Annotated in this window: 24 protein-coding genes; 15 read left to right on the top strand and 9 right to left on the bottom strand. The window is 37.0% G+C overall.

Annotated features, from left to right (window positions below; translation table 11 throughout):
- Nucleotides 1-51 precede the first annotated feature (51 nt).
- The gene (locus G525_RS0113440) at nucleotides 52-579 is read right to left on the bottom strand and encodes a hypothetical protein (RefSeq protein ID WP_027126630.1); all 528 of its coding nucleotides are present in this window, start codon (nucleotides 577-579) and stop codon (nucleotides 52-54) included.
- A 177-nt stretch (nucleotides 580-756) separates the two neighbouring features.
- Between G525_RS0113440 and dnaK the strand changes: the two genes are divergently transcribed.
- The 3 genes from dnaK (at nucleotide 757) to G525_RS0113420 (ending at nucleotide 5,287) form a co-directional block, all read left to right on the top strand.
- The gene (dnaK, locus tag G525_RS0113435) at nucleotides 757-2,670 is read left to right on the top strand and encodes a molecular chaperone DnaK (protein WP_027126629.1); all 1,914 of its coding nucleotides are present in this window, start codon (nucleotides 757-759) and stop codon (nucleotides 2,668-2,670) included.
- A gap of 385 nt (nucleotides 2,671-3,055) precedes the next feature.
- Nucleotides 3,056-4,003, top strand: coding sequence for an NAD(P)H-dependent flavin oxidoreductase (locus G525_RS0113425; protein WP_027126627.1), 948 nt, complete (start codon nucleotides 3,056-3,058; stop codon nucleotides 4,001-4,003).
- Nucleotides 4,004-4,081: 78 nt separating this feature from the next.
- Nucleotides 4,082-5,287, top strand: coding sequence for an NAD(P)/FAD-dependent oxidoreductase (locus G525_RS0113420; protein WP_027126626.1), 1,206 nt, complete (start codon nucleotides 4,082-4,084; stop codon nucleotides 5,285-5,287).
- A gap of 2 nt (nucleotides 5,288-5,289) precedes the next feature.
- Here the strand turns inward: G525_RS0113420 and G525_RS0113415 are convergent, their stop codons facing one another.
- Complete coding sequence (locus G525_RS0113415; protein WP_027126625.1) at nucleotides 5,290-5,934, bottom strand: alpha/beta hydrolase; 645 nt, start codon at nucleotides 5,932-5,934, stop codon at nucleotides 5,290-5,292.
- 315 nt (nucleotides 5,935-6,249) lie between these two features.
- Here G525_RS0113415 and G525_RS0113410 point away from each other — a divergent pair, with 315 nt between their 5' ends.
- From G525_RS0113410 to G525_RS0113375, 8 genes are all read left to right on the top strand, one after another.
- Nucleotides 6,250-6,675 (top strand): PaaI family thioesterase, encoded by a 426-nt coding sequence (locus tag G525_RS0113410; RefSeq protein WP_027126624.1) that lies wholly within the window; start codon nucleotides 6,250-6,252, stop codon nucleotides 6,673-6,675.
- 1 nt (nucleotide 6,676) lies between these two features.
- Nucleotides 6,677-7,861: a chorismate-binding protein gene (locus G525_RS0113405; RefSeq protein ID WP_027126623.1), complete on the top strand. Its 1,185-nt coding sequence runs from the start codon at nucleotides 6,677-6,679 to the stop codon at nucleotides 7,859-7,861.
- A 91-nt stretch (nucleotides 7,862-7,952) separates the two neighbouring features.
- Nucleotides 7,953-9,710 (top strand): 2-succinyl-5-enolpyruvyl-6-hydroxy-3-cyclohexene-1-carboxylate synthase, encoded by a 1,758-nt coding sequence (gene menD, locus G525_RS0113400; protein WP_027126622.1) that lies wholly within the window; start codon nucleotides 7,953-7,955, stop codon nucleotides 9,708-9,710.
- 87 nt (nucleotides 9,711-9,797) lie between these two features.
- Nucleotides 9,798-10,139 (top strand): DUF2853 family protein, encoded by a 342-nt coding sequence (locus tag G525_RS0113395; RefSeq protein WP_027126621.1) that lies wholly within the window; start codon nucleotides 9,798-9,800, stop codon nucleotides 10,137-10,139.
- 98 nt (nucleotides 10,140-10,237) lie between these two features.
- Entirely contained in the window at nucleotides 10,238-11,068 is an 831-nt protein-coding gene (locus G525_RS0113390; protein WP_027126620.1) for a CvfB family protein, read from the top strand.
- Nucleotides 11,069-11,090: 22 nt separating this feature from the next.
- Nucleotides 11,091-11,930, top strand: a complete 840-nt coding sequence (locus G525_RS0113385) for a 1,4-dihydroxy-2-naphthoyl-CoA synthase (protein WP_027126619.1) — start codon at nucleotides 11,091-11,093, stop codon at nucleotides 11,928-11,930.
- An 18-nt stretch (nucleotides 11,931-11,948) separates the two neighbouring features.
- Nucleotides 11,949-12,851 (top strand): 1,4-dihydroxy-2-naphthoate octaprenyltransferase, encoded by a 903-nt coding sequence (gene menA / locus G525_RS0113380; protein ID WP_027126618.1) that lies wholly within the window; start codon nucleotides 11,949-11,951, stop codon nucleotides 12,849-12,851.
- 123 nt (nucleotides 12,852-12,974) lie between these two features.
- Nucleotides 12,975-13,652 carry a metal-dependent hydrolase gene (locus tag G525_RS0113375; protein WP_027126617.1) on the top strand — a complete coding sequence of 226 codons (678 nt, stop codon included), beginning with the start codon at nucleotides 12,975-12,977 and terminating at the stop codon, nucleotides 13,650-13,652.
- Between the two features lie 102 nt (nucleotides 13,653-13,754).
- On the opposite strand, the gene G525_RS21030 is transcribed toward G525_RS0113375, so the two are convergent.
- Together G525_RS21030 and G525_RS21025 are read right to left on the bottom strand one after the other, a co-directional pair.
- Nucleotides 13,755-14,228: an SDR family NAD(P)-dependent oxidoreductase gene (locus G525_RS21030; protein ID WP_051209942.1), complete on the bottom strand. Its 474-nt coding sequence runs from the start codon at nucleotides 14,226-14,228 to the stop codon at nucleotides 13,755-13,757.
- A gap of 175 nt (nucleotides 14,229-14,403) precedes the next feature.
- Nucleotides 14,404-15,354 carry a sterol desaturase family protein gene (locus G525_RS21025; RefSeq protein ID WP_035479694.1) on the bottom strand — a complete coding sequence of 317 codons (951 nt, stop codon included), beginning with the start codon at nucleotides 15,352-15,354 and terminating at the stop codon, nucleotides 14,404-14,406.
- 140 nt (nucleotides 15,355-15,494) lie between these two features.
- Here G525_RS21025 and G525_RS0113360 point away from each other — a divergent pair, with 140 nt between their 5' ends.
- The 3 genes from G525_RS0113360 (at nucleotide 15,495) to G525_RS0113350 (ending at nucleotide 18,895) form a co-directional block, all read left to right on the top strand.
- On the top strand, nucleotides 15,495-16,529 hold the full coding sequence (locus tag G525_RS0113360) for an o-succinylbenzoate synthase (RefSeq protein WP_027126616.1): 1,035 nt from the start codon (nucleotides 15,495-15,497) through the stop codon (nucleotides 16,527-16,529).
- 6 nt (nucleotides 16,530-16,535) lie between these two features.
- A complete protein-coding gene (locus G525_RS0113355; RefSeq protein WP_027126615.1) occupies nucleotides 16,536-17,729 on the top strand; it encodes a CPBP family intramembrane glutamic endopeptidase in 1,194 nt (397 codons plus the stop codon).
- Between the two features lie 98 nt (nucleotides 17,730-17,827).
- On the top strand, nucleotides 17,828-18,895 hold the full coding sequence (locus tag G525_RS0113350; RefSeq protein ID WP_027126614.1) for an AMP-binding protein: 1,068 nt from the start codon (nucleotides 17,828-17,830) through the stop codon (nucleotides 18,893-18,895).
- Between the two features lie 114 nt (nucleotides 18,896-19,009).
- Here the strand turns inward: G525_RS0113350 and G525_RS0113345 are convergent, their stop codons facing one another.
- Nucleotides 19,010-20,191, bottom strand: coding sequence for a hypothetical protein (locus G525_RS0113345; protein WP_035479691.1), 1,182 nt, complete (start codon nucleotides 20,189-20,191; stop codon nucleotides 19,010-19,012).
- A 357-nt stretch (nucleotides 20,192-20,548) separates the two neighbouring features.
- Nucleotides 20,549-21,841, bottom strand: a complete 1,293-nt coding sequence (gene fahA / locus G525_RS0113340; RefSeq protein ID WP_027126612.1) for a fumarylacetoacetase — start codon at nucleotides 21,839-21,841, stop codon at nucleotides 20,549-20,551.
- A gap of 231 nt (nucleotides 21,842-22,072) precedes the next feature.
- Between fahA and G525_RS0113335 the strand changes: the two genes are divergently transcribed.
- Nucleotides 22,073-23,344, top strand: a complete 1,272-nt coding sequence (locus tag G525_RS0113335) for a serine hydroxymethyltransferase (RefSeq protein WP_027126611.1) — start codon at nucleotides 22,073-22,075, stop codon at nucleotides 23,342-23,344.
- A gap of 570 nt (nucleotides 23,345-23,914) precedes the next feature.
- Here the strand turns inward: G525_RS0113335 and G525_RS0113330 are convergent.
- The 3 genes from G525_RS0113330 to G525_RS0113320 form a co-directional block, all read right to left on the bottom strand.
- Nucleotides 23,915-25,477, bottom strand: a complete 1,563-nt coding sequence (locus tag G525_RS0113330; protein WP_027126610.1) for a right-handed parallel beta-helix repeat-containing protein — start codon at nucleotides 25,475-25,477, stop codon at nucleotides 23,915-23,917.
- Between the two features lie 226 nt (nucleotides 25,478-25,703).
- Nucleotides 25,704-26,462: a hypothetical protein gene (locus tag G525_RS0113325; RefSeq protein WP_157491943.1), complete on the bottom strand. Its 759-nt coding sequence runs from the start codon at nucleotides 26,460-26,462 to the stop codon at nucleotides 25,704-25,706.
- 91 nt (nucleotides 26,463-26,553) lie between these two features.
- The gene (locus G525_RS0113320; protein WP_027126608.1) at nucleotides 26,554-26,943 is read right to left on the bottom strand and encodes an acyl-CoA thioesterase; all 390 of its coding nucleotides are present in this window, start codon (nucleotides 26,941-26,943) and stop codon (nucleotides 26,554-26,556) included.

The following is a 26,943-nucleotide window of genomic DNA, read 5'->3' as shown; positions in this document are numbered from 1 at the left end:
AGATAACAAAGTGATTATTGGCGCCCTTGTTAAGAAAGATTGGCACCAAGCTTATTTCATCTCAAAATTTTCAATGTTATAAGACTGCATGACTTCATCAAGGTTGAAAAGGTCTATGCCATCAACGTTGTCTGCAGGCACGACAACTACTCTAAAAACTTGATCTTGCGTCCATTCCTGACCTAGAGTTTCAAAATTGGTACTGCCATTAAGAAAGATACGGACATAGGTTTGAGTAAAATCGAAATTGTAAACTAGGTTGCCATTTTCAAAATTCAATTCTTGAGGCATTAATCGCCAAACGTCTTTTCCATCTCTAGTTTCCCATAATCTATAGACCAGTGTAATGTCTGAAGGTAAAACTTCAATGTCAGAACCATAATTTTCAGTATAGGAAAATTTATTGTCAGCGTTGAAATCAATTATAATTTCAAAAGCTGAAGAAACGATGATACCACCATCTTCACCTGGAGTTCCTGTATTTCCTGGAGGTCCTGGTGGTCCCATTGGGCCTTGATCTCCTGTACAGCCCGTTAGTACAATAGCGACTACAAATAATAAGGTTGCAATTTTTTTCATGTGAATCTTTTTTTTGGGTTATATGTAAAATTACAAATCATTTTCTTTATAGACGGTAATAAGCAGGCATAAGTTTTCTTAAAAAAATGACAGCTTGTCATATTTTCTGTCATGGCACAGTCATTGACATATACAAAGAGAAATAAAAAATTAATAATTCAACACAAAACATATATTATGAGTAAGATAATTGGAATCGATTTAGGTACAACCAACTCTTGCGTTTCGGTAATGGAAGGTAACGAGCCAGTTGTAATTCCTAATGCAGAAGGTAAAAGAACCACACCATCTGTTATTGCTTTCGTAGAAGGCGGTGAAATTAAAGTTGGTGACCCAGCAAAACGTCAAGCAGTGACGAACCCGACAAAAACGGTTTCTTCAATTAAACGTTTTATGGGAAACAAATATTCTGAATCTAAAAAAGAAGCAGAACGTGTACCATATAAAGTGGTAAAAGGTGAAAATGACACGCCAAGAGTAGATATTGACGGGCGTTTATACACTCCACAGGAATTATCAGCAATGATTCTTCAAAAAATGAAAAAAACTGCTGAAGATTATTTAGGTCAAACAGTAAGTGAAGCTGTAATTACAGTGCCAGCTTATTTTAATGACTCACAGCGTCAAGCTACAAAAGAGGCTGGTGAAATTGCAGGTTTGAAAGTTCGTCGTATTATCAACGAACCAACTGCTGCAGCATTGGCTTATGGATTGGATAAAAAAGGAAAAGACCAAAAAATTGTGGTTTTTGACTTTGGTGGTGGTACCCATGACGTATCCATCCTTGAATTGGGTGATGGTGTTTTTGAAGTATTATCGACAGAAGGAGATACCCATTTAGGGGGTGATGATGTAGATGAGAAAGTAATTGATTGGTTGGCTGACGAATTTAAAGCTGAAGAAGATATTGATTTGCGTAAAGACCCTATGGCGCTTCAACGTTTGAAAGAAGCTGCTGAGAAAGCTAAAATTGAATTATCTTCATCTAGCCAAACAGAGATTAACTTGCCTTATGTTACGGCCACTGCAAGCGGACCAAAGCACTTGGTAAGAACTTTGTCACGTTCAAAATTTGAACAATTAATTGACGATTTGGTAAAACGTACCATTGAGCCTTGTCAAAATGCCATGAAAGCGGCAGGACTCTCAAAAGATGATATTGATGAAGTGATCTTAGTTGGTGGATCAACACGTATCCCTGCAGTACAAGCTGCTGTTGAAAAATTCTTCGGAAAAGCACCTAGCAAAGGTGTAAATGCTGATGAAGTTGTGGCCGTAGGTGCTGCTATCCAAGGTGGTGTATTGACAGGAGATGTGAAAGATGTATTGCTTCTTGATGTAACGCCGTTATCTTTAGGTATTGAAACCATGGGTAATGTGATGACCAAATTGATTGAAGCTAACACGACAATTCCTACAAAAAAATCACAAGTGTTCTCAACAGCTGCGGACAATCAGCCTTCTGTGGAAATCCACGTGTTACAAGGTGAACGTGCTATGGCAGCCGATAACAAAACAATTGGACGTTTCCATTTAGATGGTATTCCACCAGCAAAACGCGGAACTCCTCAAATTGAAGTGACTTTTGATATTGATGCAAATGGTATTATCCATGTGACTGCAGGAGATAAAGCTACAGGAAAAACGCAAGATATTCGTATTGAGGCATCTTCTGGATTGACTGAAGAAGAAATCAAAAAAATGAAAGCTGACGCTGAAGCTAATGCTGAAGCAGATAAGCAAGCGAAAGAAAAAGCTGAAAAATTGAATGCCGCTGACGCGATGATTTTCCAAACCGAAAGTCAATTGAAAGAATTTGGTGATAAATTATCCGACGATAAGAAAAAACCAATCGAAGAAGCACTTGAAGAATTGAAGACAGCTTTTGAATCGAAAGATATCGCAGTGATCGATCCAGCCCTTGAAAAAATCAATGAAGCTTGGAAAGTAGCTAGTGAAGAAATGTACAAAGCTCAAGGTGATGCTCAGGGTGGTGCACAACCAGGACCTGATGCCGGAAGTGCAGATCAAAATGGACAGTCTAATGAAGGCAGCGATGTTGAGGACGTCGATTTTGAAGAAGTGAAATAATAAGTTTGAAGCACGAAGCTTGAAGCTAGAAGTAAAAACGCAATCATTTTATATGGTTGCGTTTTTTTAGTTAAACCATATTTCAAAAGCCGAAGGTACATTGGAATATGATGGTTGAACCAAGTCCGCTTTTGAGCGGGATGAAAATCTTGTCTGTCGACAGGCTGACAAAAGCTCAAAGCGAAAAGCATTCAGCAAGACCTGACAGGTTTTTTAAAACCTGTGAGGTCTTTTTCTTTTTTAAATATAAAATGATCCTTGATAAGAAATTTTCACATTCACCCAATCTCCAAATTTATTATGCACGCATAACATATTTTCATATATTTGCCTGAATCAATCAGACTTTAAGGATTCAAATCCAGGAGGTCTTTAAATAAATCAAATGTCAGCACAACTCAGCCAGCTACTTAATATAAAATATCCAATTATACAAGCACCTATGTTTTTGGTTTCTAATACCGCCATGGTCATAGAGGCAATGAAAGGTGGCATTGCAGGATGCATTCCTGCTCTGAATTATAGAACCTTGCCCGAGCTCAAGGCGGCCATTCATGAATTGAAAGCTGCTAAAGTTGCCGGTGGATCTTTTGGGTTCAATTTGATTGTCAACAAATCCAATATCAAATACAAAGAACAATTGCGCGTATTATGTGAAGAAGGCTGTGACTTTATAATCACGTCTTTGGGAAGTCCTGAGGAAACTATTATTCAATCCCATAAAGTGGGCATTAAAGTGTTTTGTGATGTTACCGATTTAAAATTTGCCCAAAAAGTAGAAGCTTTAGGTGCAGATGCCATTATTGCGGTCAATAATGAAGCAGGGGGTCATCGTGGGGATATTTCCCCAAAAACGTTGATTGAACTTTTAAAAAAACACTGCTCAATACCCGTAATTTCAGCTGGGGGCGTTGGAACAAAAGAAGATTTTGATGCTATGTTAGGGTATGGTGCCGATGGCGTTTCTATAGGCAGCCCGTTTATTGCTTCTACAGAAGCAGGGGTGACAGACGACTATAAACATGCCTGCGTGGATTATGGCGCTAAAGACATTGTGATGACGCAACGTATTTCTGGCACACCATGTACGGTTATCAACACCCCGTATGTACAAAAAATAGGAACCAAAGAATCATGGTTAGAATCGGTTTTAAATAAAAACAAGACCCTCAAAAAATGGGTAAAGATGGTGCGTTTTTCCATAGGCATGAAAGCTACTGAAAAAGCGGCAAAAGAAGCCACTTATAAAACCGTGTGGGTAGCGGGACCTAGTATTGAGCATACTAAAGAAATTCTTCCGGTGAAAAAAGTCATCCAAAACTTGACCACTTAAAATATGGGAATGGACTACTCTTTTTTGTAATTGAGTGTTCAAAATAGACTAATTTTAGCATAGATTAAATAAGAATCTATGCGCTTAACGTCTTCTGAACCATTTTGGCTTGTTAAAAACGGGATTATTAATTCCTACCCCTCTATAAGTGAAAATATTGAGACCGATATTGTCATTGTGGGCGCGGGCATCACAGGAAGTTTAATTGCCCATCAATGTATTGCTGACGGATTTAAAACAGTAATTGTTGACAAACGTGAGGTGTGCCATGGCAGTACCTCGGCCACAACATCCATGTTGCAATATGAGATTGATAAGCCTCTTTATGAACTTATTGATATGATTGGTGAAAAAGCAGCGGTTTTGAGTTATAAAGCTTGCTTCGATTCTATTGACCAACTTCAGCAAATTTCCAAAAGCATAAAATCCACCTGCGGATTTCAAAAAAAGAAATCTTTGTATTTCGCATCAAGAAAGAAAGATGTGTCTTGGTTACAAAAAGAATTTGAATCACGGAAGTCACATGGATTTCCTGTAAAATGGTTGGAAGCTGAAACCATAGAAAAAGACTATCAACTTGAAAAATCGTATGGCGGGATTCTTTCAGATCAGGGTGGGAGCATCGATGCCTTCCAATTGGCGCACGACCTCTTATATTACAACTATAAAAAAGGTTTACAAATTTTCGATAAAACCGATATCATTTCTGTTGAATATCGCCCTTACGATGTTCTAATCCATACGGAATTCCAAAAATCGATAAAAGCCAAAAAAGTAATTTTTTGCAATGGTTTTGAAAGCACTGATATCATCCCTGAAAAAATTGTGGATCTCTTATCCACCTATGCTGTTGTGGGTGAACAAAACGAAGATTCTCATTCTCATTTGGAAAATACCTTATTTTGGAATACGTCGGACCCTTATAATTACATGAGAACAACAGAGGATAACCGTTTCCTGATTGGTGGTGAAGATGAAGACTTTGTGGATGCTGATAAAAGAGATGCCTTACTTAAGAAGAAGGCTGACAAGCTTAAAAAAACGATGGCTAAAATCTTCCCAAAATATCATTTTCGAGTTGATTTTGGATGGGCTGGAACTTTTGGAGAAACCAAGGACGGGTTACCATATATAGGAAAACATGCTGATTTTAAAAATGCTTATTTCGTTTTGGGTTTTGGGGGGAACGGGATCACCTTCTCGGCTATAGGAATGCACATGGTTTCAGCAATGCTCAAAGGAAAAACTCATGAACTCTCTGAATACTTTAAGTTTGGAAGGTAAAATCAGAGAAGTTGCTTGATCATTTTAATGTTGACTTCATGCTTGCCGTCAAATGGTAGAATTTGTAGATTACAATGCCCAAATAATTCAAAAGCTCTATTTTTTTCTAAGGAAATGCGATCTTCATCCAGATATTTGTCCTCAATTCCATAAATCAAGGACACGCGAGTTGATGAGGATAAAAACTCAAAATCTGCTGCGTTCAATTCTTTAGGAATGCCTCCAGACATCATTACAATTTGTGCACAATTTAGCTGTCTTTTCGCAATATATCGTAACGCCACCGAAACACCCTGGGAATATCCTAAAACTATTAGATTGTTGGATTCAGTAATCTGTTCTGCTTCAAAAACAGCATCAAAGTAACGCAAAACATTTTGGGTTTCATTAATTGTATTTTCCTTGGTCAACCAACTTGCGCCAACATGCCTCAACCTGGAGGTTACATAATATTTACTTGGCGCTTGCGGTGCAATCAGATAATTTTCTTCAGGATCCAAATCTCCAAAATATTTTAAAAAATACCGGCTCAAATAACCCATTCCATGGCATACAAACCACACGTTTTTAGTGTTTTCAGTGAGGTTATTTAAAGTAGAGTAGGAGTTGGAGGTTTGATAGGTGATTTCTTTTTCGGTTGGTTTCATTTTTTGAGAATTGTTAAACTATAAAGATACAATCATAAATTAAGTGATGGGAGTTTTCAGTTTAATAATGCTGAAAGGTTATAAACTGTAAGGCGAGCAAAATTAATTACAAAAGATCTAAGCCACTATTGATTTTGATCTTTGCGTTAAAATCTAACCACGAGGAACACAAAGTTAACCGCAAGAAACGCAAAGTGAATGGCAACGGGCGCAAATATGAATTTCCATTCAATGCTAGAAACGAGAAACCAAATAACTTCAACTTGGACGTTTGTTTTGTATCTTTACATTTGATGTTAAAAACCCTAATTTTATATGCATTTATCAAAAGAAGAACTTCTGGCAAAAGCCAATAGTGCTAGTAAAAACACCCTAATGGAAACCCTAAATATTGAGATGATTGACTACGGTCCTGATTTTTTGGTTGCCCGTATGCCAGTCAATTCGCGAGTATATCAACCCGATGGCGTCCTCCACGGCGGAGCAACCGCAGCATTAGCCGAAAGTGTGGGTAGTTTTGCCTCCCATATTTTCCTGGACTCAGAACATTTGTTTGTGCGTGGACTCGAAATTACTGCCAACCATTTAAAATCTGTCAAGGAGGGCTTCGTCTATGCTAAAGCTACCTTTCTTCATAAAGGGAGAACCACACAACTTTTGGACATAAGGATTACGGACGAGAATGACAACCTTGTTTCCATTTGCAGATTATCTACTATTACCTTACCAAAAACCAAATAGAATGACATTGGATGATTTTTTTGAATTTGTCAGCAAACACTATCAAGACGAATTACCCTTTGTCGCCTATAGAAAACCGAATGACACCCTGTTAAAAGCTATACTTCAAAAGGATAGCCAGCGCTATTTAACAAACAATTTTACTGAAAGTGGATTTGTGTTTGCGCCTTTTGATAGTAATCAAGATGCTTTTTTAATTCCTACATCAAATGCTCATGAAATTTCAGTGAAGATTGATGAAAATGATATTTCGGAGGTCAAATTCAGTTCGCAAAGAGAATCTGAAAATGTTGTTACTCCTAATGAAACGGATAAGTCGGCGCATATAAAACAGGTGGAACATGGCATTGATGCTATAAAAACCGGTGTTTTTTCAAAAGTAGTGCTCTCCAGACGGGAATCCATTGCGTTGAAAGCAACTGATCCCATCGAAATTTTCAAACGCTTATTGCAACGCTACCCAACGGCATTTGTGTATTGCTGGTTCCATCCAAAGGTCGGATTATGGTTAGGGGCAACACCAGAAACCTTAATTAGCGTCAGAGGTAACCAATTAAAAACAATGTCATTGGCGGGTACACAGGCGTTTGAGGGAATGACTGACGTTATTTGGAAAGAAAAAGAAAAGGAAGAGCAGCAAATTGTTACAGATTTTATTGTTGAAAGCCTTCTTAATGCAGTTGATACTAATCAGAAAACATCTTCAAACGAATCTTCAGGTCATCTTAAAGACCTAAAAGTTTCAGGACCAAATACGGTAAAAGCTGGAAATCTCTTGCATCTATGTACAGAAATTTCCATGCGACTGAAACCGGAAACAAAAACCCTAAAACCAATATTGGAAGCCTTGCATCCAACACCGGCAGTTTGTGGTTTTCCAAAAGAAAAAGCAAAAGCGTTTATAATTGAAAACGAAGGTTATCCTCGAGAATTTTATTCCGGTTTTTTAGGCGAACTCAATCTAAACGAAACCATCAGCAGAAACAATAATAGACGTAATGTAGAAAACAATGCCTATAGTATTCAAAAAAAGGTATCCAATCTTTATGTGAACTTACGTTGTATGCAGCTCAAAGATCTGAACATTTTTATCTATGTAGGAGGAGGAATTACTAAAGATTCCAATGCGGAAGCCGAATGGGTCGAAACTGTTCATAAATCGCAAGTTATTAAAAGCGTGCTTTAAAGATTTGACCTTTAAAATTTTGTAGTTTTCAGTTGAAAACCCTTCTTTTGGCTCCTCTAATTGTGTATTTTTGTACCAAGATTATCCATGAATGAAATATCCTAAAATTCCCCTTGCCCAGACCGTTATTCAGCTTTGCAAAGCAAAAACCATTAAACATATTGTCATCTCTCCAGGCAGCAGAAATGCGCCTTTGACTATTGGGTTTTCCAATGATCCATATTTCAAATGTTATAGCATAGTCGATGAGCGCTGTGCTGCTTTTTTTGCGCTTGGCATTGCCCAACAAATAGAAGCACCTGTCTTGGTCGCTTGTACTTCCGGTAGTGCACTGCTCAATTATTATCCAGCCGTTGCTGAAGCATTTTATAGTGAAATTCCGTTGATTGTTCTGTCCGCAGACCGACCTAAACACCTTCAAAATATTGGCGACGGACAAACCATCAATCAGAAAAATGTTTTTGAAAACCACATTCTTCATTCTGCCAATTTAAAGTTGGATTTAAAGGATGAGCTCAACATCCCTGTAACTGAAGATATTCCTATTTTTAAGAATATTGAAGATAAATTGGAGCGCTTCTTAGGTCTTCAAAAGGATATTCAAAAACATAATGAAAAGGAACTGAACGATGCCATAAATAAGGCGGTTCTAAAAAAAGGCCCTGTACACATTAATGTGCCGTTTGATGAGCCTTTATATGACATGGTAGATACCCTTTCGGTAGCTCCCAAAAGTATTCCCATTGAACTGGAAGCTCCCAAAATGGATTCCTATATTCTAGAGCAATGTTTGAATGCTTGGCGAAAATCCAAACGCAAAATGATTCTAATAGGGGAGTACACACCTAATAAAATCGAACAAAAATGGCTAAATATGCTGGCTAAGGATGAAAGCCTTATCGTTCTTACAGAAACCACTTCAAATATTGACCATGGGTCTTTTATCCAAAGTATTGACAAACTCATTGCTCCCTTACAAAAAGAAGATTTTATAAAACTTCAACCGGAAATTCTGATCACATTTGGAGGGATGTTGGTTTCTAAAAAAATCAAGGCATTTTTAAGGGAATACCAACCCAAAGAACACTGGCATATTAGTGAAACCAGGGCCTATGATACCTTTTTCTGCTTAACCCAACATATAAAAGAAACCCCTAACTATTTTTTTAGTGAATTTTTACCAAAAGCAAAACATGTTAAAAGTTCCTATAAAAATTATTGGATGGCAATGAAATTAGAGCGGGCCAAAAAGCACTTTAATTACACAGAAAACCTCCCATTTTCTGATTTTAAAGTTTTTGATACCCTTTTTAAATCTATGCCCAATGATTCAATTTTGCAAGTTGGTAATAGTTCTGCCATCCGATATGCACAGTTGTTCGATATCCATAGATCTATTGAAGTTTTTTGTAATAGGGGAACCAGTGGCATTGATGGAAGTACATCAACTGCCATAGGATGTGCCGTGGCCAATAAAAGACCGACCACTTTTATAACTGGTGATTTGAGTTTTTTCTACGATAGTAATGCTCTTTGGAACAATTATATTCCAGATTCGTTCAGGATAATTGTCATCAATAATGGCGGAGGCGGCATTTTCAGAATTCTGCCCGGGCACAAAAACACGGCAAATTTTGATACCTATTTTGAAACTAAACATAAGTTGACAGCGCAACACTTGGCCGAAATGTATAATTTTAAATATAAAAAGGTATCCTCTCAAAATGAATTGACCAATGCGCTCAATTTATTTTTCAAAGAAAGTAAACGACCTGCAATTCTTGAAATAAATACTAGTGATCAAAAGAATGACGAAATATTACTAGATTACTTCAAGTATCTTAAATAATCAGCAAATCTGTGCCTAGTATTTTTTGTCTAAATTAATTTTTACTATATTGAATACTCATAATTAACACACTATAAAATTTTAGAAATGAGCAAAAGAGATGAATTAATTACAAAGTATGCGGCAGATTTAAAAGAAAAATGCGGCGTTAATGCTGATATGGATTTGTTGACCAAGGTCACTATTGGTTGTGGTCCATCAATTTATAATGCTGATGCCGCAACGGTATCTGGTACCGATGCTGCTGAAATTGCCACTGTAAAAAATAATTTTCTGATCAAAAAATTAGGATTGAAAGATGGGCCAGATTTAGATAAAGGCATTGATTCGGTTATTGAAACCTATGGTAAATCCAACAGAAACAAGTATCGCGCAGTAGTCTATTATTTACTGACAAAACACTTCAAAAAAGAAGCTGTATATAACTAAAATATGATCTTTTAAAATTTAAAAGCGTTACTTCTGAGCATACAGAACTGTAGCGCTTTTTTTTATGGGATAAACACTAATATTCTTACCTTTGCACCATGATACATATTGGAGAATACAATACCCTAGAAATACTTCGAGAAGCTGAACAAGGCGTCTATATTGCCGACACAGAAGGTAATGAAGTGCTGTTGCCTAATAGATATGTTCCAGAATCCTATAAGATTTGGGAGAAAATTGAAGTCTTTGTGTATTTGGACAATGAGGAGCGGCTTGTGGCCGTTACCGATAGGCCCTATATCACTCGTGGTGAATTCGCTATGTTGCGATGCAATCAAATTACCAACCATGGTGCTTTTTTAGATTGGGGCATGGTCAAGGAGTTGTTTTGTCCTTTCAAAGAGCAAGCTTTTAAAATGAAAGCGGGCGGATGGTATTTGGTCCATTGTTATTTGGATGAAAAAACAGGAAGATTGGCTGCCTCCAGCAAAACAAACCATTTCTTGGACAATAAAGAATTGACCGTGACACAATTTGAAGAGGTTGATGTCATCATTTCCCATCCTTCTGAAATTGGCATGAACGTTATTGTCAACAATAAACATGCAGGATTGATTTTTCAAGATGATATTTATAAGGAATTGAGTGTGGGTGACCGTATGAAAGGTGTTGTCAAGAAAATTAGACCTGATAATAAATTGGACATCACCTTAGAAAAGATTGGCTATAGAAAAATTGAGCCCAACGCTGATGCGATTATGTATGAGTTGGAAGACAACAGTGGCTACCTCAATTTAACCGATAAATCTGATCCAGAAGATATTAAAGCCGTCTTACAAATGAGTAAAAAAACCTTTAAGAAGGCCATTGGAACTTTGTATAAACAACGACTAATTGAAATTAAGGAAGATGGTATCTATCTTATTTAATTTACTTTAAAAACAAGAATGTATGAGTCAAATCAAATGGGAAACTGTAAAGGAGTATCAAGATATCACTTATAAAAAATGTAACGGCGTCGCCAGAATTGCATTTAATCGACCTGACGTTAGAAATGCTTTTAGACCAAAAACGACGAGCGAACTATATGATGCGTTTTATAATGCCAATGAGGATGTAAATATAGGGGTGGTTTTATTGTCCGCGGAAGGTCCATCGTCTAAAGATGGGGTGTATTCCTTTTGCAGTGGAGGCGATCAAAAAGCTAGAGGACATCAAGGCTATGTTGGCGAAGATGGCTACCATAGATTAAATATATTGGAAGTTCAACGCTTGATCAGGTTCATGCCAAAAGCTGTCATTGCTGTTGTACCCGGATGGGCAGTTGGCGGCGGACACAGTTTACATGTGGTTTGCGATTTGACTTTGGCCAGTAAAGAACACGCTATTTTCAAACAAACAGATGCCGACGTTACCAGTTTTGATGGTGGCTACGGTTCAGCTTATCTCGCCAAAATGGTGGGTCAAAAAAGAGCACGTGAAATATTTTTCTTAGGACGGAATTATTCTGCTCAAGAAGCCTTTGATATGGGCATGGTCAATGCGGTGATTCCACATGACGCGTTGGAAACTACCGCCTATGAGTGGGCACAGGAAATATTGGGAAAATCACCAACGTCCATAAAAATGTTGAAATTTGCCATGAATTTGACCGATGATGGCATGGTTGGACAGCAAGTGTTTGCAGGAGAAGCAACCCGATTGGCGTATATGACCGAAGAAGCCACTGAAGGACGAAACGCATTTTTGGAAAAACGTAAGCCCAACTTCGAGAAAAAATGGATTCCATAACCGACCCAAAACATTAAAATGGACAGAATAAAGCTGTGGTTATCAGCGTTCAGGTTACGGACGCTGCCGCTATCTATTTCAGGAATCGTTGTTGGAAGTTGTTTTGCTGCCTACAACGGTTTTTTTGATGCTATTATTTTAATTTTGGCGCTTTTGGTGACTGTAGCTTTACAGATTCTTTCCAATTTAGCCAACGATTATGGCGACGGAATTAAAGGTACCGATAATGACACTAGGGTAGGACCGATGCGTGCCATACAAAGTGGAAAGATTACACCAGATCAGATGTTTGAAGGGCTGAAGATCAATATTCTAATCGTTATATTATTAACCGTGCTGCTGATTTACAATGCTTTTGGACATGGTTATTTCTTATATTCCATGTTCTTTTTTGCTTTGGGAGCAGTATCTGTCTTTGCAGCATTAAAATATACAATGGGAGAATCTGCGTATGGGTATCGAGGTTTAGGAGATGTTTTTGTGCTTATTTTCTTTGGATTTGTAAGTGTGGTTGGAAGTTATTTCCTTTTTGCCAAACAACTGGACCATATCTTAATACTTCCATCTATGGCCGTTGGACTTTTGAGTGTGGGCGTACTCAATCTGAATAATATGAGAGATATTGAAACAGATAAAGTTTCCAACAAAATAACCTTAGCCGTAAAACTAGGGAAGGCAAAATCAAGAAAATACCATCTCTTGTTGATTATCAGTGCCATGGTTATAGGAATCGTTTTTGGAATTTTATACTACACCTCTTTTTGGAATTTTCTCTTTTTATTCTCCTATATCCCGCTTTTGATTCACATTAAAAAAATCTTGAATGCGCGCAGTTCTGACGATTTTGACTCCCAACTTAAAATCTTGGCCTTATCCACATTTTTATTTTCAGTGTTACTGGGAGTAGGCTATATCTTGTAAATCAATCTTTTCAACCTTATTCTATTAAATTCTTACTTTTTAAAATCCCGAAATGGAAAACTTCAGAAATATTTTGAATATATTTAAGTCGCTCAAAAATTAACGCATAAAATTTCCAAAACCATGAAAATCACATTTTACGGTCACGCTAGTTTAGGTATCGAAGTTAACGACGTCAATATTCTAGTAGATCCGTTTATTTCAGCCAATAAAAATGCATCTCATATTGACATTGGGACCCTAAAAGCCGATTATATCCTTTTAACCCACGCCCATCAAGATCATATTTTAGATGTAGAAGCCATTGCGAAGCGCACCAACGCGATGATTGTTTCTAATTTTGAGATTGCGAACCATTTTGAAGCCATGGGATTTGAAGTTCATCCTATGAACCATGGCGGCTCGTGGGATTTTGAATTTGGAACGGTTAAATATGTCAATGCTATCCATACCTCGTCATTTCCCGATGGAACATATGGCGGACAACCAGGAGGTTTTGTTATTGAAGGCGAGCGAAAAAATATTTATATCGCTGGTGATACGGCGTTGACCATGGATATGAAACTTATTCCGATGCGCCTTAAGCTCGATTTAGCAATTTTGCCAATAGGTGACAACTTTACAATGGGCGTAGATGATGCCATAATTGCCAGCGATTTCATTCAATGTGATAAAATTATGGGCTACCATTATGATACGTTTGGGTATATTGAAATTGATCATGAAGAGGCCAAACGTAAATTTTTTGATAAAAATAAGGATTTGATGCTGTTGGAGATTGGGGAAGGGATTGAGTTGTAATTTTTACTTTATTCCTCAGCAAATACCAATGTAAAAACCTCGGTAAAAACCGTTTTAAATAAACCTCTAAAACTTCCTTTTTCCCCATATAAATTTCAATTTCTATTTTTCAATAGGCCTGAGCATGCGTATTGAAAAATCATCCACACCCAATGGATTCACCTTGGTGTTTGGCTGTTTGCCATCGCCAATTAGGGCGTTTCTGGCCACATCGGTATTAAAAAAGCCTGGACAGATGAGGGTTACTTTTATATTGTCTTTGTCATGTTCCAATCCTAAAGTATCAAAAAAGCTGTGCAGGGCATGCTTGGCACCACAATATCCTGATCGAAGTGGACTACTAAATTTCTCCATCACAGTTGACACCGTTACAAAATGACCTGCCTGATGCGCAACAAAATTGGGAAGCAGTGCTTTTGTAAGCGCTACCGTTCCCAAATAATCAATAGCGATTAATTTCTTATAAACACTAATCTCCGTATCAATAACCAAAGCCCGTTGACTGATGCCACCATTATTGATGAGACTATCAATGGGCTCGAAAATTTGTAAAGCTTCAGGAACAATCTGATTCATCTGCTCATAATTCGATAAATCAAATGTCTGAATTGCAATTTTTTCTGTGGTTGAAATTCATATCAGATAAAATTTATATATCCCTTACGCTCAATATGACCAGATAAAATCGAAATTGAATACCTCTGTCCTTTCATCGGTTACTACCTATTTTGCATCCATTCGAAGGTGATTTTTATAGCTCGACTTTGCTTGCTTCGGTTGCTGACTTTGCACTGTTTTCGGCCGACTGTCGACTGCCAACTGCCTCCTGCCATTCCTTTCGTAAATCATTACTTGATTTTCCGCTACCATCATGTTTCCATCCCGGTGGTTTGACGATATATCTGGCACGATCCAACACCGATTTCTTTCCAGAAAACACATCTTTTGACATAGCCATCCATTCATGAAACGCTACGATAAGAGGATTATAAGATTTGATGTTGCTTACCAAACCATAAATTACTTTCTCGTCTTTGAGTTCCGGTTGGAAGGTGCCAAACAGTTTATCCCAAACAATAAAAATTCCGGCGTGATTTCGGTCTAAATATAACGGATTGCTACCATGGTGCACACGATGATGTGAGGGCGTATTCATTACCGCTTCAAACCATTTTGGCATTTTATCGATGGCTTCAGTGTGGATCCAGAACTGATATAATAAACTAACAGACATCTGCAATAAAATCATTCCTGGATGAAAACCAATCAGAGGCAGCCATAGCCAAAATATAAAGGAATAAAAACCTCCCGACCAAGTTTGACGTAAAGCGGTGCTCAGATTGTAATGTTCAGACGAATGGTGTACCACGTGGGAAGCCCAGAACAATCGGTTTTCATGAGAAATGCGATGAAACCAATAATATGAAAAATCATCAGCAAAGAGTAATAGCACAAAACTCCACCACGTAAAAGGGATGGTGAATAGTCGGAAATTCTCATAAATTACCATAAAAGCCAATAGCACTAAGGCTTTACTGAGAAACCCTAAAAACACATTACCCAATCCCATGGCAATAGAAGTGATGGCATCTTTGGTTTCATAAGTTTTCTTGTTTTCTTTAATGCTGACATAAAGTTCCAATGCCATCGAAATGATGAAAAACGGAATGGCGTAAAGAATAATATTTGGAAATTCAGGCATTTTTTAGGAATTACTAAAATTTAAAATTTTTAGAATATTTTGCAAATGAGCCGCTTCGTTAAGAAACGAATCCAATCTGCAAACAAGTCCGCTTACATTTCTTAAAAATACAAAAATATTTGACTATTTTTGAGCATAATATGATAGCTACCTACCAAAAACACACGCTCAACTTTAAACAGCCTAGCGGCACCTCCAGAGGCGTCCTAAAAACCAAAGACACTTGGTTCGTCACCATCGTTTCAGAAGACAAAAAAGGTATTGGCGAATGTGGTATGTTCCGAGGCTTATCCATAGATGACCGACCAGATTTTGAACGCAAATTAAAATGGGCTTGCCAAAACATTCATCTTGGTTTAGATAAACTGGTCAGTGAGCTTGTCGAACTGCCGAGTATTCAATTTGGATTGGAAATGGCGTTTTTGGATTTAGAAAGTGAGACCGCCTTTGAATTATTCCCTTCAAAATTCACGAATGGTGATGCTGCGATTCCCATAAATGGATTGATTTGGATGGGATCGGAAACTTTTATGAGAGAACAGATTACTTCTAAAATTGATGAAGGTTTTTCTTGTATTAAACTAAAAATTGGAGCCATTGACTTTCAAACGGAATTGGATCTTTTAAAATCCATTAGAAATCATTTTTCTGCAAAAGATATCGAATTACGCGTGGATGCCAACGGCGCTTTTACTCCTGATAATGCCTTAGAAAAATTAAAACGCTTATCGGATTATAATTTGCATTCTATAGAACAGCCCATCAAACAAGGTCAAGTGGAGGAAATGGCCAAGCTATGTGAAACAACACCGCTTGCTATTGCCTTGGATGAAGAATTGATTGGCGTTTTTGATGTAACGGAAAAGGCTAATTTGCTACAAACCATACAACCGCAATATGTTATTTTAAAACCAACTCTTGTGGGTGGTTTTTCTGGTAGTAATACTTGGATTTCAGCTGCTAAAGATGCTGAAGTCGGCTATTGGATTACGAGCGCCTTAGAAAGTAATGTAGGCCTGAATGCCATTGCACAATGGACCTACACTTTACAGAATAATAGACCTCAAGGACTTGGAACTGGCGGTTTATTTACCAATAATTTTGATAGTCCGTTGCAGGTTAAAAACGGTACATTGCAGTACAATAAAAATGAAGATTGGAATTTTAATTTATAAGTTAATATGTATATAACTCAAGCGTATAAAGGATTGCATGAATGGTGGCGTTATGTGGTAGGTGTTATTATCGCAATTATTGGTGTCACTATTTTCTCTATACCTCATGGCATCGGAATTACTTTAAAAACGATTCAAAACGATGCGCTAGATCCCTCTAAAATGAGTGATCCTGCATATCTTATGGGGTTATTTGATTCTAATGTTAATTTAGTGTTCATCTTACTTCCTTTTGCTGGAGGCTTGCTGTTTTTATTTGCTGCAGTCAAATGGATACACAAACAGTCGCTAACATCGTTGACAACCGTTCGGCCAAAAATTGATTGGAAACGGTTTTGGGTCATCTTTTTATTTTGGGGCACCTTATCTTCTAGCTTGATAATAATAGATTATTATATGTCACCGGAGGACTATGTTTTTAATTTTAAGTTACAACCTTTTTTAATTTTGGCTGTCATTGCCATACTTTTAGTACCCTTACAGACGAGTTTTGAGGAATATTTATTCAGAGGCTATTTGATGCAAGGACTTGGCGTATCAACTGTGCATAAATATTTTCCTTATGTATTCATTTTATCCTTGATAGGGATTTTCGGATATATTGTATGGTTACAGTTTTATGATGTTGCATTCTGGCAATCATTCTTATATTTTGGTGGGTATTCCGGATTAGTTATACTCTTTTTGAATTCTAAAATTGCATTCAAATTGACTGATAACCATGCTTATAAAAAAGTCCATTCTGCATTAAGAACAAATTTTACACCTTTAATTATTACCTCCGTCGTCTTCGGGTTATTACATATTGCAAATCCTGAGGTTGATAAGTTAGGACCAATCATCATGGTCTATTATATTGGGACGGGATTATTTTTGGGCATAATGACCTTGATGGACGAAGGTCTTGAGTTGTCGTTGGGATTTCATGCGGCCAACAATTTATTCACCGCTTTATTGGTGACGGCAGATTGGACTGTATTCCAGACCCATTCTGTTTTTAAGGATATATCAGATCCGCAGGCCGCTGAGTTTATGGATGTTTTTATGCCAGTATTTATTATATTTCCTATTGTCTTACTGATACTTTCAAAACTATATAAATGGAGCGATTGGAAAGGCAAACTATTCGGTAATGTGACTTCACCACCAAAAGAAGATTATTTAGTGTTAGATGAGATTCAAGATATCGGAACGGAATAAGTTCTTCTTTTATCTACATCAGCACTTAGATTTCAGATGAAAACGATACCTTAGTCACCAATTCCACTAAACCATTATTACAATATAAAATCATAAAAATGACGCCAACATTTGATAAAATTCATTCAAAATTTAAATTAAACCGAAACTCATATAACACTGAAGAACTTAAGGAAGTCGCTTACAGTTTGGTCAAAGAAGGTGAGGATTATGAAAAGATTATGGGTGACTTTTTGATGGATTGGTTAGATGCGAAGGACTATATCAATGTCAGAACTTCAGGCTCTACCGGGAAACCAAAACTAATGAAAGTGAGCAAGCAGGCGATGGTCAATTCGTCCATAGCCACCGGCAATTATTTTAAGATGGAACCTGGTCAAAAAGCTTTGCTGTGTCTTCCAACCCACTATATTGCAGGTAAGATGATGTTGGTGAGAGCCATGATCTTGGGGTTGGAACTCGATTTTGTTGATCCTACCTCTCAGCCTGTTTTTGATTATGATCGACAATATGATTTTTGCGCGATGGTGCCACTGCAATTGCAAAACAAACTAGGCGACATCAATAATATCAAAACTTTAATTATCGGCGGAGCCGCTATTTCAAAATCATTGGAAGCGGCCATCCAAAATTTAAAAACTAAAATTTATGCCACTTACGGAATGACTGAAACAGTATCCCATATAGCGGTTAAAACCATGAATGGCAGTAAGAAAATGGGATATTTTAAAGTTATTCCAAAGGTTACAATTTCTCAAGATGAAAGAGGATGTTTAGTCATCGAAGCGCCAAAACTGACTTCTGAACGTTTGGTGACCAATGATGTGGTAAAACTTCATTCCCCAACTGAATTTGAAATAATTGGTCGGATTGATAATATGGTCAATTCTGGCGGTGTGAAATTATTTCCAGAACAAATTGAAGCTAAGCTTTCCAATATTATAAATAAACGATTTTTTATCGCTTCTGAACCAGATTCCGATTTAGGTGAAAAATTGATCCTTATTTTGGAAAGCGAAAATAATAACTTGAATGCCTCAACATTTAAAAGTTTGGGAAAATTAGAAGTTCCTAAAGAAATCTATACACTACCTAAGTTTAAAGAAACTGCTACAGGCAAAATTCAACGTAAGGAAACCTTAAAATTATTGCAAAAGAAAGTATGATCACAACCCATAGATTTTAATTATGAATTGTTTAATAGCCATTAAATAATAGTGTTTTATATTCTTTTTATGATTTAAATTTGTTGTCAAACATAGCAACGATATGGCTTAGGACTATTTTGGCATTTTATAAGAACCAATAATCTGTTTGAGCTTTAGTTTTAAATCTTCACCTGTACCATATACCATATCAGCATTACAAGGGAAGCGGATGCGTCTATGGCGCAATAACTCACGCTCTTCAGGGCCTAAAGCGCGCTCATCACCTTTAATTGTCGCATAAATATTTTCAAATATAAATTCGCTGCTGATTGGGAACACATCCAAAGTTTGATTATTTATTAAATCGGTATAAACGACATCAGCTAAAACTTGTGTGGATTTAAATTGACGGTATTCATTATATCTTGCTTTAACAATGATAATATTATCAATCTTGATATCATTTCCTAAACTGTCTTTTGACACGTTACCATTTCTGTCTTTTTGATATTTCCAACCGTCTACAATTTCCTTTTCTCTTAGCAGGTGTTTTTCATTTATCTTTTCTGGTGAAATATTAATGCGTTTCAATTGTAAAGACATGGCATAATCATAAACAATATCTGCATCAGCAATGGCATGATAAACCGTCCAAAACTGGTTTAAGCCGTAAGTATCAAAATTTAAAAGATCGTCTTCCAAACGCTTAGGAATGATTTGATCGGTTTGGTTTTCAATGGTAACTAGAACATAATCAGACCCTAAATTATGTGCCTCTTGCATCAAACTGCGTGTGTCTTTATATTTCGGATTGATTTGATCGATATACTGAAACGTGCTATAAGCCTCTTTGATATCGTGTTTATTGTTAGAATCTATTAGTGACACTCCAGTTTCATACAGGTATGCAGAAACGGCGTTGCGCGATTCGATAATATTATTGGAATAGTCCTTAAAGTCTAAGCGCAGGGTTTTATTACCAATTTGTAAAGGCAATATTGGTTTGATGGCTTCCTGGCGCTCATTCATTTGTACATAGCTTTCGTAGATGGTTTTGTAATGTTCAGGATTGCCATCTTTTTTAAGATGAGAAATCGTATTTAAGTCCCGTTCCACTGCTTTTTCATAGGCATCTCTAAGCATAATTACAAAATCTTGCTTACGTTCTTTGTTTTTGTTGTTTTCGAGTTTTCTTAAGGCATTCTCAATCGCCTGATCATAATTTCCAGAATGAAGAGATTTCTCGATCTGCTTTTTACTGCTACAAGAAACAAGTAATAAAATGAATACTTTAAAAAGTAGTTTTACTTTCATAATGCTAGAAATTTATGTTTTAAAGTTAAAGAATTCCAAATGACGTGCCAAAATTTAAAAGTGGGACGTTGGTAAGCGTGAAGCTGGGAGTTCTAATTTAAAAATGAAAGGTAGAAAATGTCAAATAAATATTCTCGGGGCAAGCCCACGAGGTATACAACGGAAAACCTTTTTTACACTCCGAAGCAAGCTTCGAGGTTTTAAACCTCAGATCCCGCCTAAAAGCGGGTTTAGTTCAAGCATCAAAACGTAAAGCGCGCTCCGCTATTAAGTTTTAGGTCTTACTAATAAAACGAATAAAGCACGAAAACTAGTACTTACTAATCTTCGTGCTTCCAACTTCAAGCTTCAAGCTCGCTATTTTTTCTTCATTGGATTATAAATCGGCAATAATTGTGTAGAAACTTCGCCAAATCCAATTCTGGTACCATCTTTTTCACAATGGCCTCTCATCACCACCGTATCATAGTCATTGATAAATTTACGCTCAGTCCCATCTTTCATTTTTATAGGTTTTTCGCCTCTCCAGGTCAATTCCAACATAGAACCATAAGAATCTTCTGTGGGGCCAGAAATTGTGCCACTTCCCATCATATCTCCAGAATTTACGGGACAGCCATTAACGGTATGGTGTGCCAATTGCTGAGACATATTCCAATACATGTATTTAAAATTGGATTTGCTCACTATGGTTTCCTTGGCATCCTTGGGACGAATTGCCACTTCTAAATTGATATCGTATCCACGTTTCCCTTTCGATTTTAAATAAGGTAGAACAGGTTTAATAGGCTTCGGACTTTCTACTTTGAAAGGTTCTAAAGCATCAAGGGTAACTATCCATGGCGACATGGATGACGCAAAGCTTTTTGCTAAGAAGGGACCTAAGGGTACATATTCCCATTTTTGGATATCACGTGCAGACCAGTCGTTAAAAAGTACCAATCCAAAAATATATTCTTCAGCTTCATTGACTGGAATTGATTCTCCTAAATCGTTCGCATCTGTGGTAATGAACGCCATTTCCAATTCAAAATCAATCAACTTAGAAGGCCCGAAAACTGGTTCGGTGGCCCCGTCAGGTAGCGTTTGTCCTTGAGGTCTGTGGATAGGTATTCCTGATGGAATAATAGAAGAACTACGTCCATGGTAACCTACCGGAATGTGCAACCAGTTTGGCATCAGCGCATTTTCAGGATCCCTGAACATGGTTCCCACATTGGTAGCATGCTCTATGCTCGAATAAAAGTCGGTATAATCACCAACTTGAACCGGTAACTGCATTTCAATTTCATCCAATCGAAAACAGACAATCTCCTTATGTTTGATATTATTCTTTAAGGTGGTGTTTTTACTATCAAAAATTGCAGCAATTCTATCTCTCACCAAACTCCAAGTTTTACGTCCATCTGCAATAAAATCATTCAAGGTATCCTGAAGAAAAATATCATCCGTCAGCGGGATACCATCAAAATAACCTAATTGATGGAGGGCTCCCAAGTCAATAGCGGTATCGCCAATTCTTGTGCCAATGGTAATGATGTCATCTCGTGTTAAAAATACGCCAAAAGGGATATTTTGTATAGGAAAATCAGAGTTCTTTCCCACATGAAGCCACGACGTTCTATCGGGATTATTTGCTGATAAGGACATAGAGTTGCAATTAATTAGTTTTTTGTTAAATCTATTCAAACCTACATATTTTTTTTAATTTAAAAACAAAAAAAGACTTAAAGTTATGTTGTTTTTGGTGAATCCGACAAACCTCAAACTCAAGACGAAATTTTCAATTTTTAACTTAATTAACTATTGTATTTAGTATTTTTGGGGAAATATAATATTCATTCAATTCCTTATTATAGGGAATAATAAAAAACACAATTTATGCAACGCGACCAACAAATTTTTGAGCTTATAGAAGCTGAGAAACAAAGACAATTTCACGGTTTAGAACTTATTGCTTCAGAGAATTTTGTAAGCAATCAAGTCATGGAAGCCGCCGGATCAGTGTTAACCAATAAATACGCCGAAGGGTATCCTGGAAAGCGCTATTATGGGGGATGTGAAGTCGTAGATGAAGTTGAACAAATTGCCATTGACCGCGCTAAAGCCTTATTTGGAGCAGAATATGCTAACGTGCAACCACATTCTGGAAGTCAAGCCAATACCGCCGTATATTCCATGTGTTTGAAACCTGGAGATAAAATCCTTGGCTTTGATCTGTCGCATGGTGGCCATTTGACTCATGGTTCTCCGGTAAATTTTTCGGGAAAACTTTATGACCCTTCCTTTTATGGTGTGGACAAAGCTACGGGATTGATTGATTATAACCATTTAGAAGATACCGCCAAAAAGACCAAACCAAAGATGATCATTGCTGGTGCATCGGCTTATTCTCGGGATATGGACTTTAAAGCTTTTAGACAAGTGGCCGACCAAGTTGGGGCCGTGTTGATGGCAGACATCTCACATCCTGCAGGATTAATTGCCAAAGGCATTTTGAATGATCCCATGCCACACTGCCATATTGTGACCACGACAACCCATAAAACATTAAGAGGCCCGAGAGGAGGGATGATCTTGATGGGAGAAGACTTTGAAAACCCATTTGGAATGAAGTCACCAAAAGGCAGCTTAAGAATGATGTCCTCATTATTGGACTCAGGAGTGTTCCCTGGAAACCAAGGCGGACCATTGGAACATATTATTGCTGCTAAAGCCATTGCGTTTGGAGAGGCGTTAACCGATGATTTCATGCATTATATGTTGCAGGTTAAAAACAATGCTGCTGCTATGGCAAAGGCTTTTGTTGCCAAAGATTACCATATCATCTCTGGTGGCACGGATAACCACATGATGTTGATTGATTTGAGAAACAAAAACTTAACCGGAAAAATTGCCGAAGAAGCGCTGACGAAAGCGGATATTACGGTGAATAAAAACATGGTGCCATTTGATGATAAATCGCCGTTTGTAACCTCGGGAATCCGAATAGGAACTGCAGCAGTTACAACCAGAGGCCTAAAAGAAGCTGATATGGAAACCATCGTTAATTTAATTGATGGAGTTTTAAGCAATCATGAAGATGAGACCAAAATGAAGGCGATCTCTGAAAAAGTGAATGCGATGATGAAAGGGAAGCCTTTGTTTTCGTAAATAATAGAAACTATTACTTATAAAATCTGACAGGTTTTAAAAACTTGTCAGATTTTTTTTTCTGTCATTTCGACTTTGGTTAAAATCATATCTTTCCAACCTAAGAGGAAATTATAGGTATCAATTCACTTTATTTGATTCCTCAAGACTTCTGAATGACAACAAATAATAAAAAGCAATACCCTTCACAAATTGCCTGCTGATAAACACCTAAGATAGGTAAGGCTAGTCGTAAAACATTTAAATATCAAACGGAGAACTATATTGAAAAAAGGACTGCCTTAGTTGGATTTATAGTTACAGAATGTTCACCAGTAATCAACTTCTTTTTCTAAGTATCCCTATGATTGTGAACGAATAATAATCTCTATTGAATTTCATTGCGTTTATTATTTATCCAAATTAGTTTGAGCAAATAAATCACAAGTAATAGGAATCCTAATATTCAAAAAATCCTATTAATTTTAGTTATCTCCTAATACTTCGAAATATCCGAAGTTAATTAAAACTAGGGAAATCATTAGAATTATTACACTAATCGCATTCTTTAATTTTATTCTTTTCATTTTGTTATTCCTCAAAAACAACATGCTGATAGGCACCCAAATCTGGTAATGCAGTCCGAGGCACATTCAAAATATCAAAAGGAACGCCATTGGAAAACGGATTGTTTCCAATCACATTAATAGCTGCAGATTCTTGTCCGATGACCATCTTGTTTTTAGCTGGATCCATAAAATCGGGTTCCTGATTGAATACGACATTTTCATATAAAGCCAAATTATTAAAATCATAATTCGGATCGTTGGCAAATCGATTATTGGTGTCCTGAAATCTGATCAAACAATTGGTGAATTTAAAGTTGAAGGCTTCACCTTCTTCTTGCTCTACAAGAAATTCCGGATTATCATTTCCGTAAATAATACAATTGTTAAAATTGGCTTCGGTCAAGGCATTGGTTACAACCGATTCATCTTCCAAAACAAGAAAATTGTTGACATATAACGCCGGGAATTGCCTAAAACTATTGTTCCAGTAATTGGCAATGGTGCAGTGCGTAAGGTTATAAGCGCCCCCATAAGTTCCAGCAAAGGCAGCTTGTCCGGCGCTATTAAACACGACATTCTCGGCAGTGATGGAGGTGGCACGTCCAAGGATTCCGAAATTGCTGGAATTATAAATTTTAGAATTTTTAATGGTCAATTTTGGGATGGTGGTATTTGGATTATTTTCCGCTAAAACACCAATTGTGGCATTTTTTATCGTGGCAAAATTGATGCTATTTTGCTTACTGCCTTGAAATAACCAAATGGTACCCCATTGCCCCGGAATATTATCGAACAACGGTTCTAATCGATCACTTTCAAATATGACCTCGTTTGCCATGGTGGTTTGATCAGTACTGAATTGACCATTCACTTTCAAAGATGCATTCTTAGTCACCAATATTCCCGAATTTGAATGGAAATGCACACGAGCGCCAGCATTTATCGTCAAAGTTTTATTCTCTCCAACTGCCGCATAACCGTAAATAACATAAGGTTTTTCATTTGTAAATGTCAATTCATTATTTTTCAAAAACCGACCTTTTACATTGGTTTCATCAGCTACACCATCCCCATCCACATCAAATGTCAAGGTCTCTACAATCCCTTCAGTATCTCGATTGGGATAGATAAAAACCGCGTCCTTGACTAAGGTTACCACATCTACTTTTTGCAGATTGGCACCACTGTCAAATTCGATGGCATCGGTATATAAAAATTGATTGTTTGCCGTAACAACACTCTGGATATCAAAAGTAGTTTCAATAAAGATGTACATGCTGTCTTTTGCCAAAAGTTCCACGTTCTGAAATTCTTTACCGGACATTCCATCTACATTGAGTCGGTAAAGGGACGCTTCTCCTTGGCTTAAGCGTAGGGTAGGGATGGAGATGTCATCATTACTGCGGTTATACACTTTCAAATTATAGGTGCTTGAGCCAATATTTGTAAAAACAGTATCTAAATACACCGTATCTTTTGAAAAAGTCAAATCTCCTACATTAGGCTGAAAATCAAAATCTTTCCGGCAGGAACTCCATAAGATCAATGTAGAAATAGTAATAATAAAATAAAGACTTCTTTTCATTAGTGCAATCTATTCATATTGAGTTTCAAAAATATGACTTTTGAGATTATGAATTAGTATGAAGCCCTTATTTAATTCCTATCAATAGGCTTTTATCCTTTTTCAAGTTTAACGTCTCGAATCTCTTTTTTTATTTTTTTTGAAATTTAGAATTTCACTTCTTTTGGAATCTGTACCCCTCGTATGCTCGCCCGCCAATGCTGGTATATCCCCCGAGGTTCTTGATTTACTGCTTTTGGCTTTCCTGTAGAATGTCTCGAAACTCCTCAGCATACTCCAGAAATTTATCGATAAGGTAGATTTTTTTGTCCGGATGAAGAAGAAACGATGACATGTTCTTCGTTTCACAATAAGCAAAAAAGAGGTGTTTGTAATCTTTGGTAATGCTCAAATTCAACACTAAAAATTTGTCATTAAAAAAATCATCTCTTTTAAACAGCGTGTCAAGATCTGCTGATTTAATAGTAGTCTCCACTATTTGCGTCTCTTTGGCAGTTTTACTTTTAAAGAGTTTTGCAACCCGTCTACCAATTTCAATAAAGTCAATCGGGCCACTATTGGTATTAGGCCTTCTGTATAAATGCGGATTTTTTTCGATATCGGTTTTAAATTGTTTGTTGACTCTTTGGGTCTCTTCTTCCGCATCCATCTCTTTGGAAGAAATGGCACCATGAAGCTCAACTTCGTCTAATGCATTCACTGATTTGGTGAGTTCAAAAACCTGTGTTCCTTCAAAATGTGATGGCGTCATAACGAGTTCTTTTGTATGATGAAACAGTGAGCTAAAGATGAGGGTGTCGTCAATTTTAGCATAGATTTCAAAATTCCCACTAGCATCTGAAGAGGTCAGACTTTTTGAGGTGATATTCATTATGCGAGCCCCAGCAACAGGAGCTTCGGAGTCATAAAGTATGCCTGTGAGGTTTTGAGAAACCGTAATTGATGAAAACAAACAGAAACAGCAGAGGATGGTAATTTTAGTCACTAAGCTTGAAGATTGATTATCATCAATTAAGACAATCTAAATTTTTAAAAGTGTCTTCTTAAGAGACTTTAACAATGGTTTTAATCTAAATTTAACTAAACAAGGTTTTAATTTCTTCCGTAATCCGCGCTGGTTTCATGGTTTGCTGTGATACGAGGCACCATTTTGTTTCTGAGGACGCTAAAAGTTTCTCTGTATTTTTATTATAAATCTCAACTTTACGAACGCATTTCACGCCACCAGATTCGATAATAAAGGTTTTAAGTTTAAGCACATCTCCTAATACTGCCGGATTTTTATATTCAATAGTATGTTTTAAAAGAATCCAAAAATATTCTGAAAGCATGTCATCTGTTGCTTTTGTATGCCAATGCTGTTCTGCAACATCCTGTACCCATTGTACATAGCGCACATTATTAACATGGTTGAGATTATCCAGATCGTCTTGGGCAACAATGATGTGTATTTCGAAGGTTTGCAT

This window comes from Gelidibacter mesophilus DSM 14095, from assembly GCF_000423005.1.
Lineage (GTDB): Bacteria > Bacteroidota > Bacteroidia > Flavobacteriales > Flavobacteriaceae > Gelidibacter > Gelidibacter mesophilus.
The sequence above is the reverse complement of the archived record's forward strand: the minus strand, read 5'-3'. Positions and strand labels throughout refer to the sequence as shown.

Excerpts from the sequence above, each read along its gene's own strand:
- G525_RS0113440 (WP_027126630.1), bottom strand. The coding sequence starts at position 579 with ATGAAAAAAATTGCAACCTTATTATTTGTAGTCGCTATTGTACTAACG.
- dnaK (WP_027126629.1), top strand. The coding sequence starts at position 757 with ATGAGTAAGATAATTGGAATCGATTTAGGTACAACCAACTCTTGCGTT.
- G525_RS0113425 (WP_027126627.1), top strand. The coding sequence starts at position 3,056 with ATGTCAGCACAACTCAGCCAGCTACTTAATATAAAATATCCAATTATA.
- G525_RS0113420 (WP_027126626.1), top strand. The coding sequence starts at position 4,082 with ATGCGCTTAACGTCTTCTGAACCATTTTGGCTTGTTAAAAACGGGATT.
- G525_RS0113415 (WP_027126625.1), bottom strand. The coding sequence starts at position 5,934 with ATGAAACCAACCGAAAAAGAAATCACCTATCAAACCTCCAACTCCTAC.
- G525_RS0113410 (WP_027126624.1), top strand. The coding sequence starts at position 6,250 with ATGCATTTATCAAAAGAAGAACTTCTGGCAAAAGCCAATAGTGCTAGT.
- G525_RS0113405 (WP_027126623.1), top strand. The coding sequence starts at position 6,677 with ATGACATTGGATGATTTTTTTGAATTTGTCAGCAAACACTATCAAGAC.
- menD (WP_027126622.1), top strand. The coding sequence starts at position 7,953 with ATGAAATATCCTAAAATTCCCCTTGCCCAGACCGTTATTCAGCTTTGC.
- G525_RS0113395 (WP_027126621.1), top strand. The coding sequence starts at position 9,798 with ATGAGCAAAAGAGATGAATTAATTACAAAGTATGCGGCAGATTTAAAA.
- G525_RS0113390 (WP_027126620.1), top strand. The coding sequence starts at position 10,238 with ATGATACATATTGGAGAATACAATACCCTAGAAATACTTCGAGAAGCT.
- G525_RS0113385 (WP_027126619.1), top strand. The coding sequence starts at position 11,091 with ATGAGTCAAATCAAATGGGAAACTGTAAAGGAGTATCAAGATATCACT.
- menA (WP_027126618.1), top strand. The coding sequence starts at position 11,949 with ATGGACAGAATAAAGCTGTGGTTATCAGCGTTCAGGTTACGGACGCTG.
- G525_RS0113375 (WP_027126617.1), top strand. The coding sequence starts at position 12,975 with ATGAAAATCACATTTTACGGTCACGCTAGTTTAGGTATCGAAGTTAAC.
- G525_RS21030 (WP_051209942.1), bottom strand. The coding sequence starts at position 14,228 with ATGAATCAGATTGTTCCTGAAGCTTTACAAATTTTCGAGCCCATTGAT.
- G525_RS21025 (WP_035479694.1), bottom strand. The coding sequence starts at position 15,354 with ATGCCTGAATTTCCAAATATTATTCTTTACGCCATTCCGTTTTTCATC.
- G525_RS0113360 (WP_027126616.1), top strand. The coding sequence starts at position 15,495 with ATGATAGCTACCTACCAAAAACACACGCTCAACTTTAAACAGCCTAGC.
- G525_RS0113355 (WP_027126615.1), top strand. The coding sequence starts at position 16,536 with ATGTATATAACTCAAGCGTATAAAGGATTGCATGAATGGTGGCGTTAT.
- G525_RS0113350 (WP_027126614.1), top strand. The coding sequence starts at position 17,828 with ATGACGCCAACATTTGATAAAATTCATTCAAAATTTAAATTAAACCGA.
- G525_RS0113345 (WP_035479691.1), bottom strand. The coding sequence starts at position 20,191 with ATGAAAGTAAAACTACTTTTTAAAGTATTCATTTTATTACTTGTTTCT.
- fahA (WP_027126612.1), bottom strand. The coding sequence starts at position 21,841 with ATGTCCTTATCAGCAAATAATCCCGATAGAACGTCGTGGCTTCATGTG.
- G525_RS0113335 (WP_027126611.1), top strand. The coding sequence starts at position 22,073 with ATGCAACGCGACCAACAAATTTTTGAGCTTATAGAAGCTGAGAAACAA.
- G525_RS0113330 (WP_027126610.1), bottom strand. The coding sequence starts at position 25,477 with ATGAAAAGAAGTCTTTATTTTATTATTACTATTTCTACATTGATCTTA.
- G525_RS0113320 (WP_027126608.1), bottom strand. The coding sequence starts at position 26,943 with ATGCAAACCTTCGAAATACACATCATTGTTGCCCAAGACGATCTGGAT.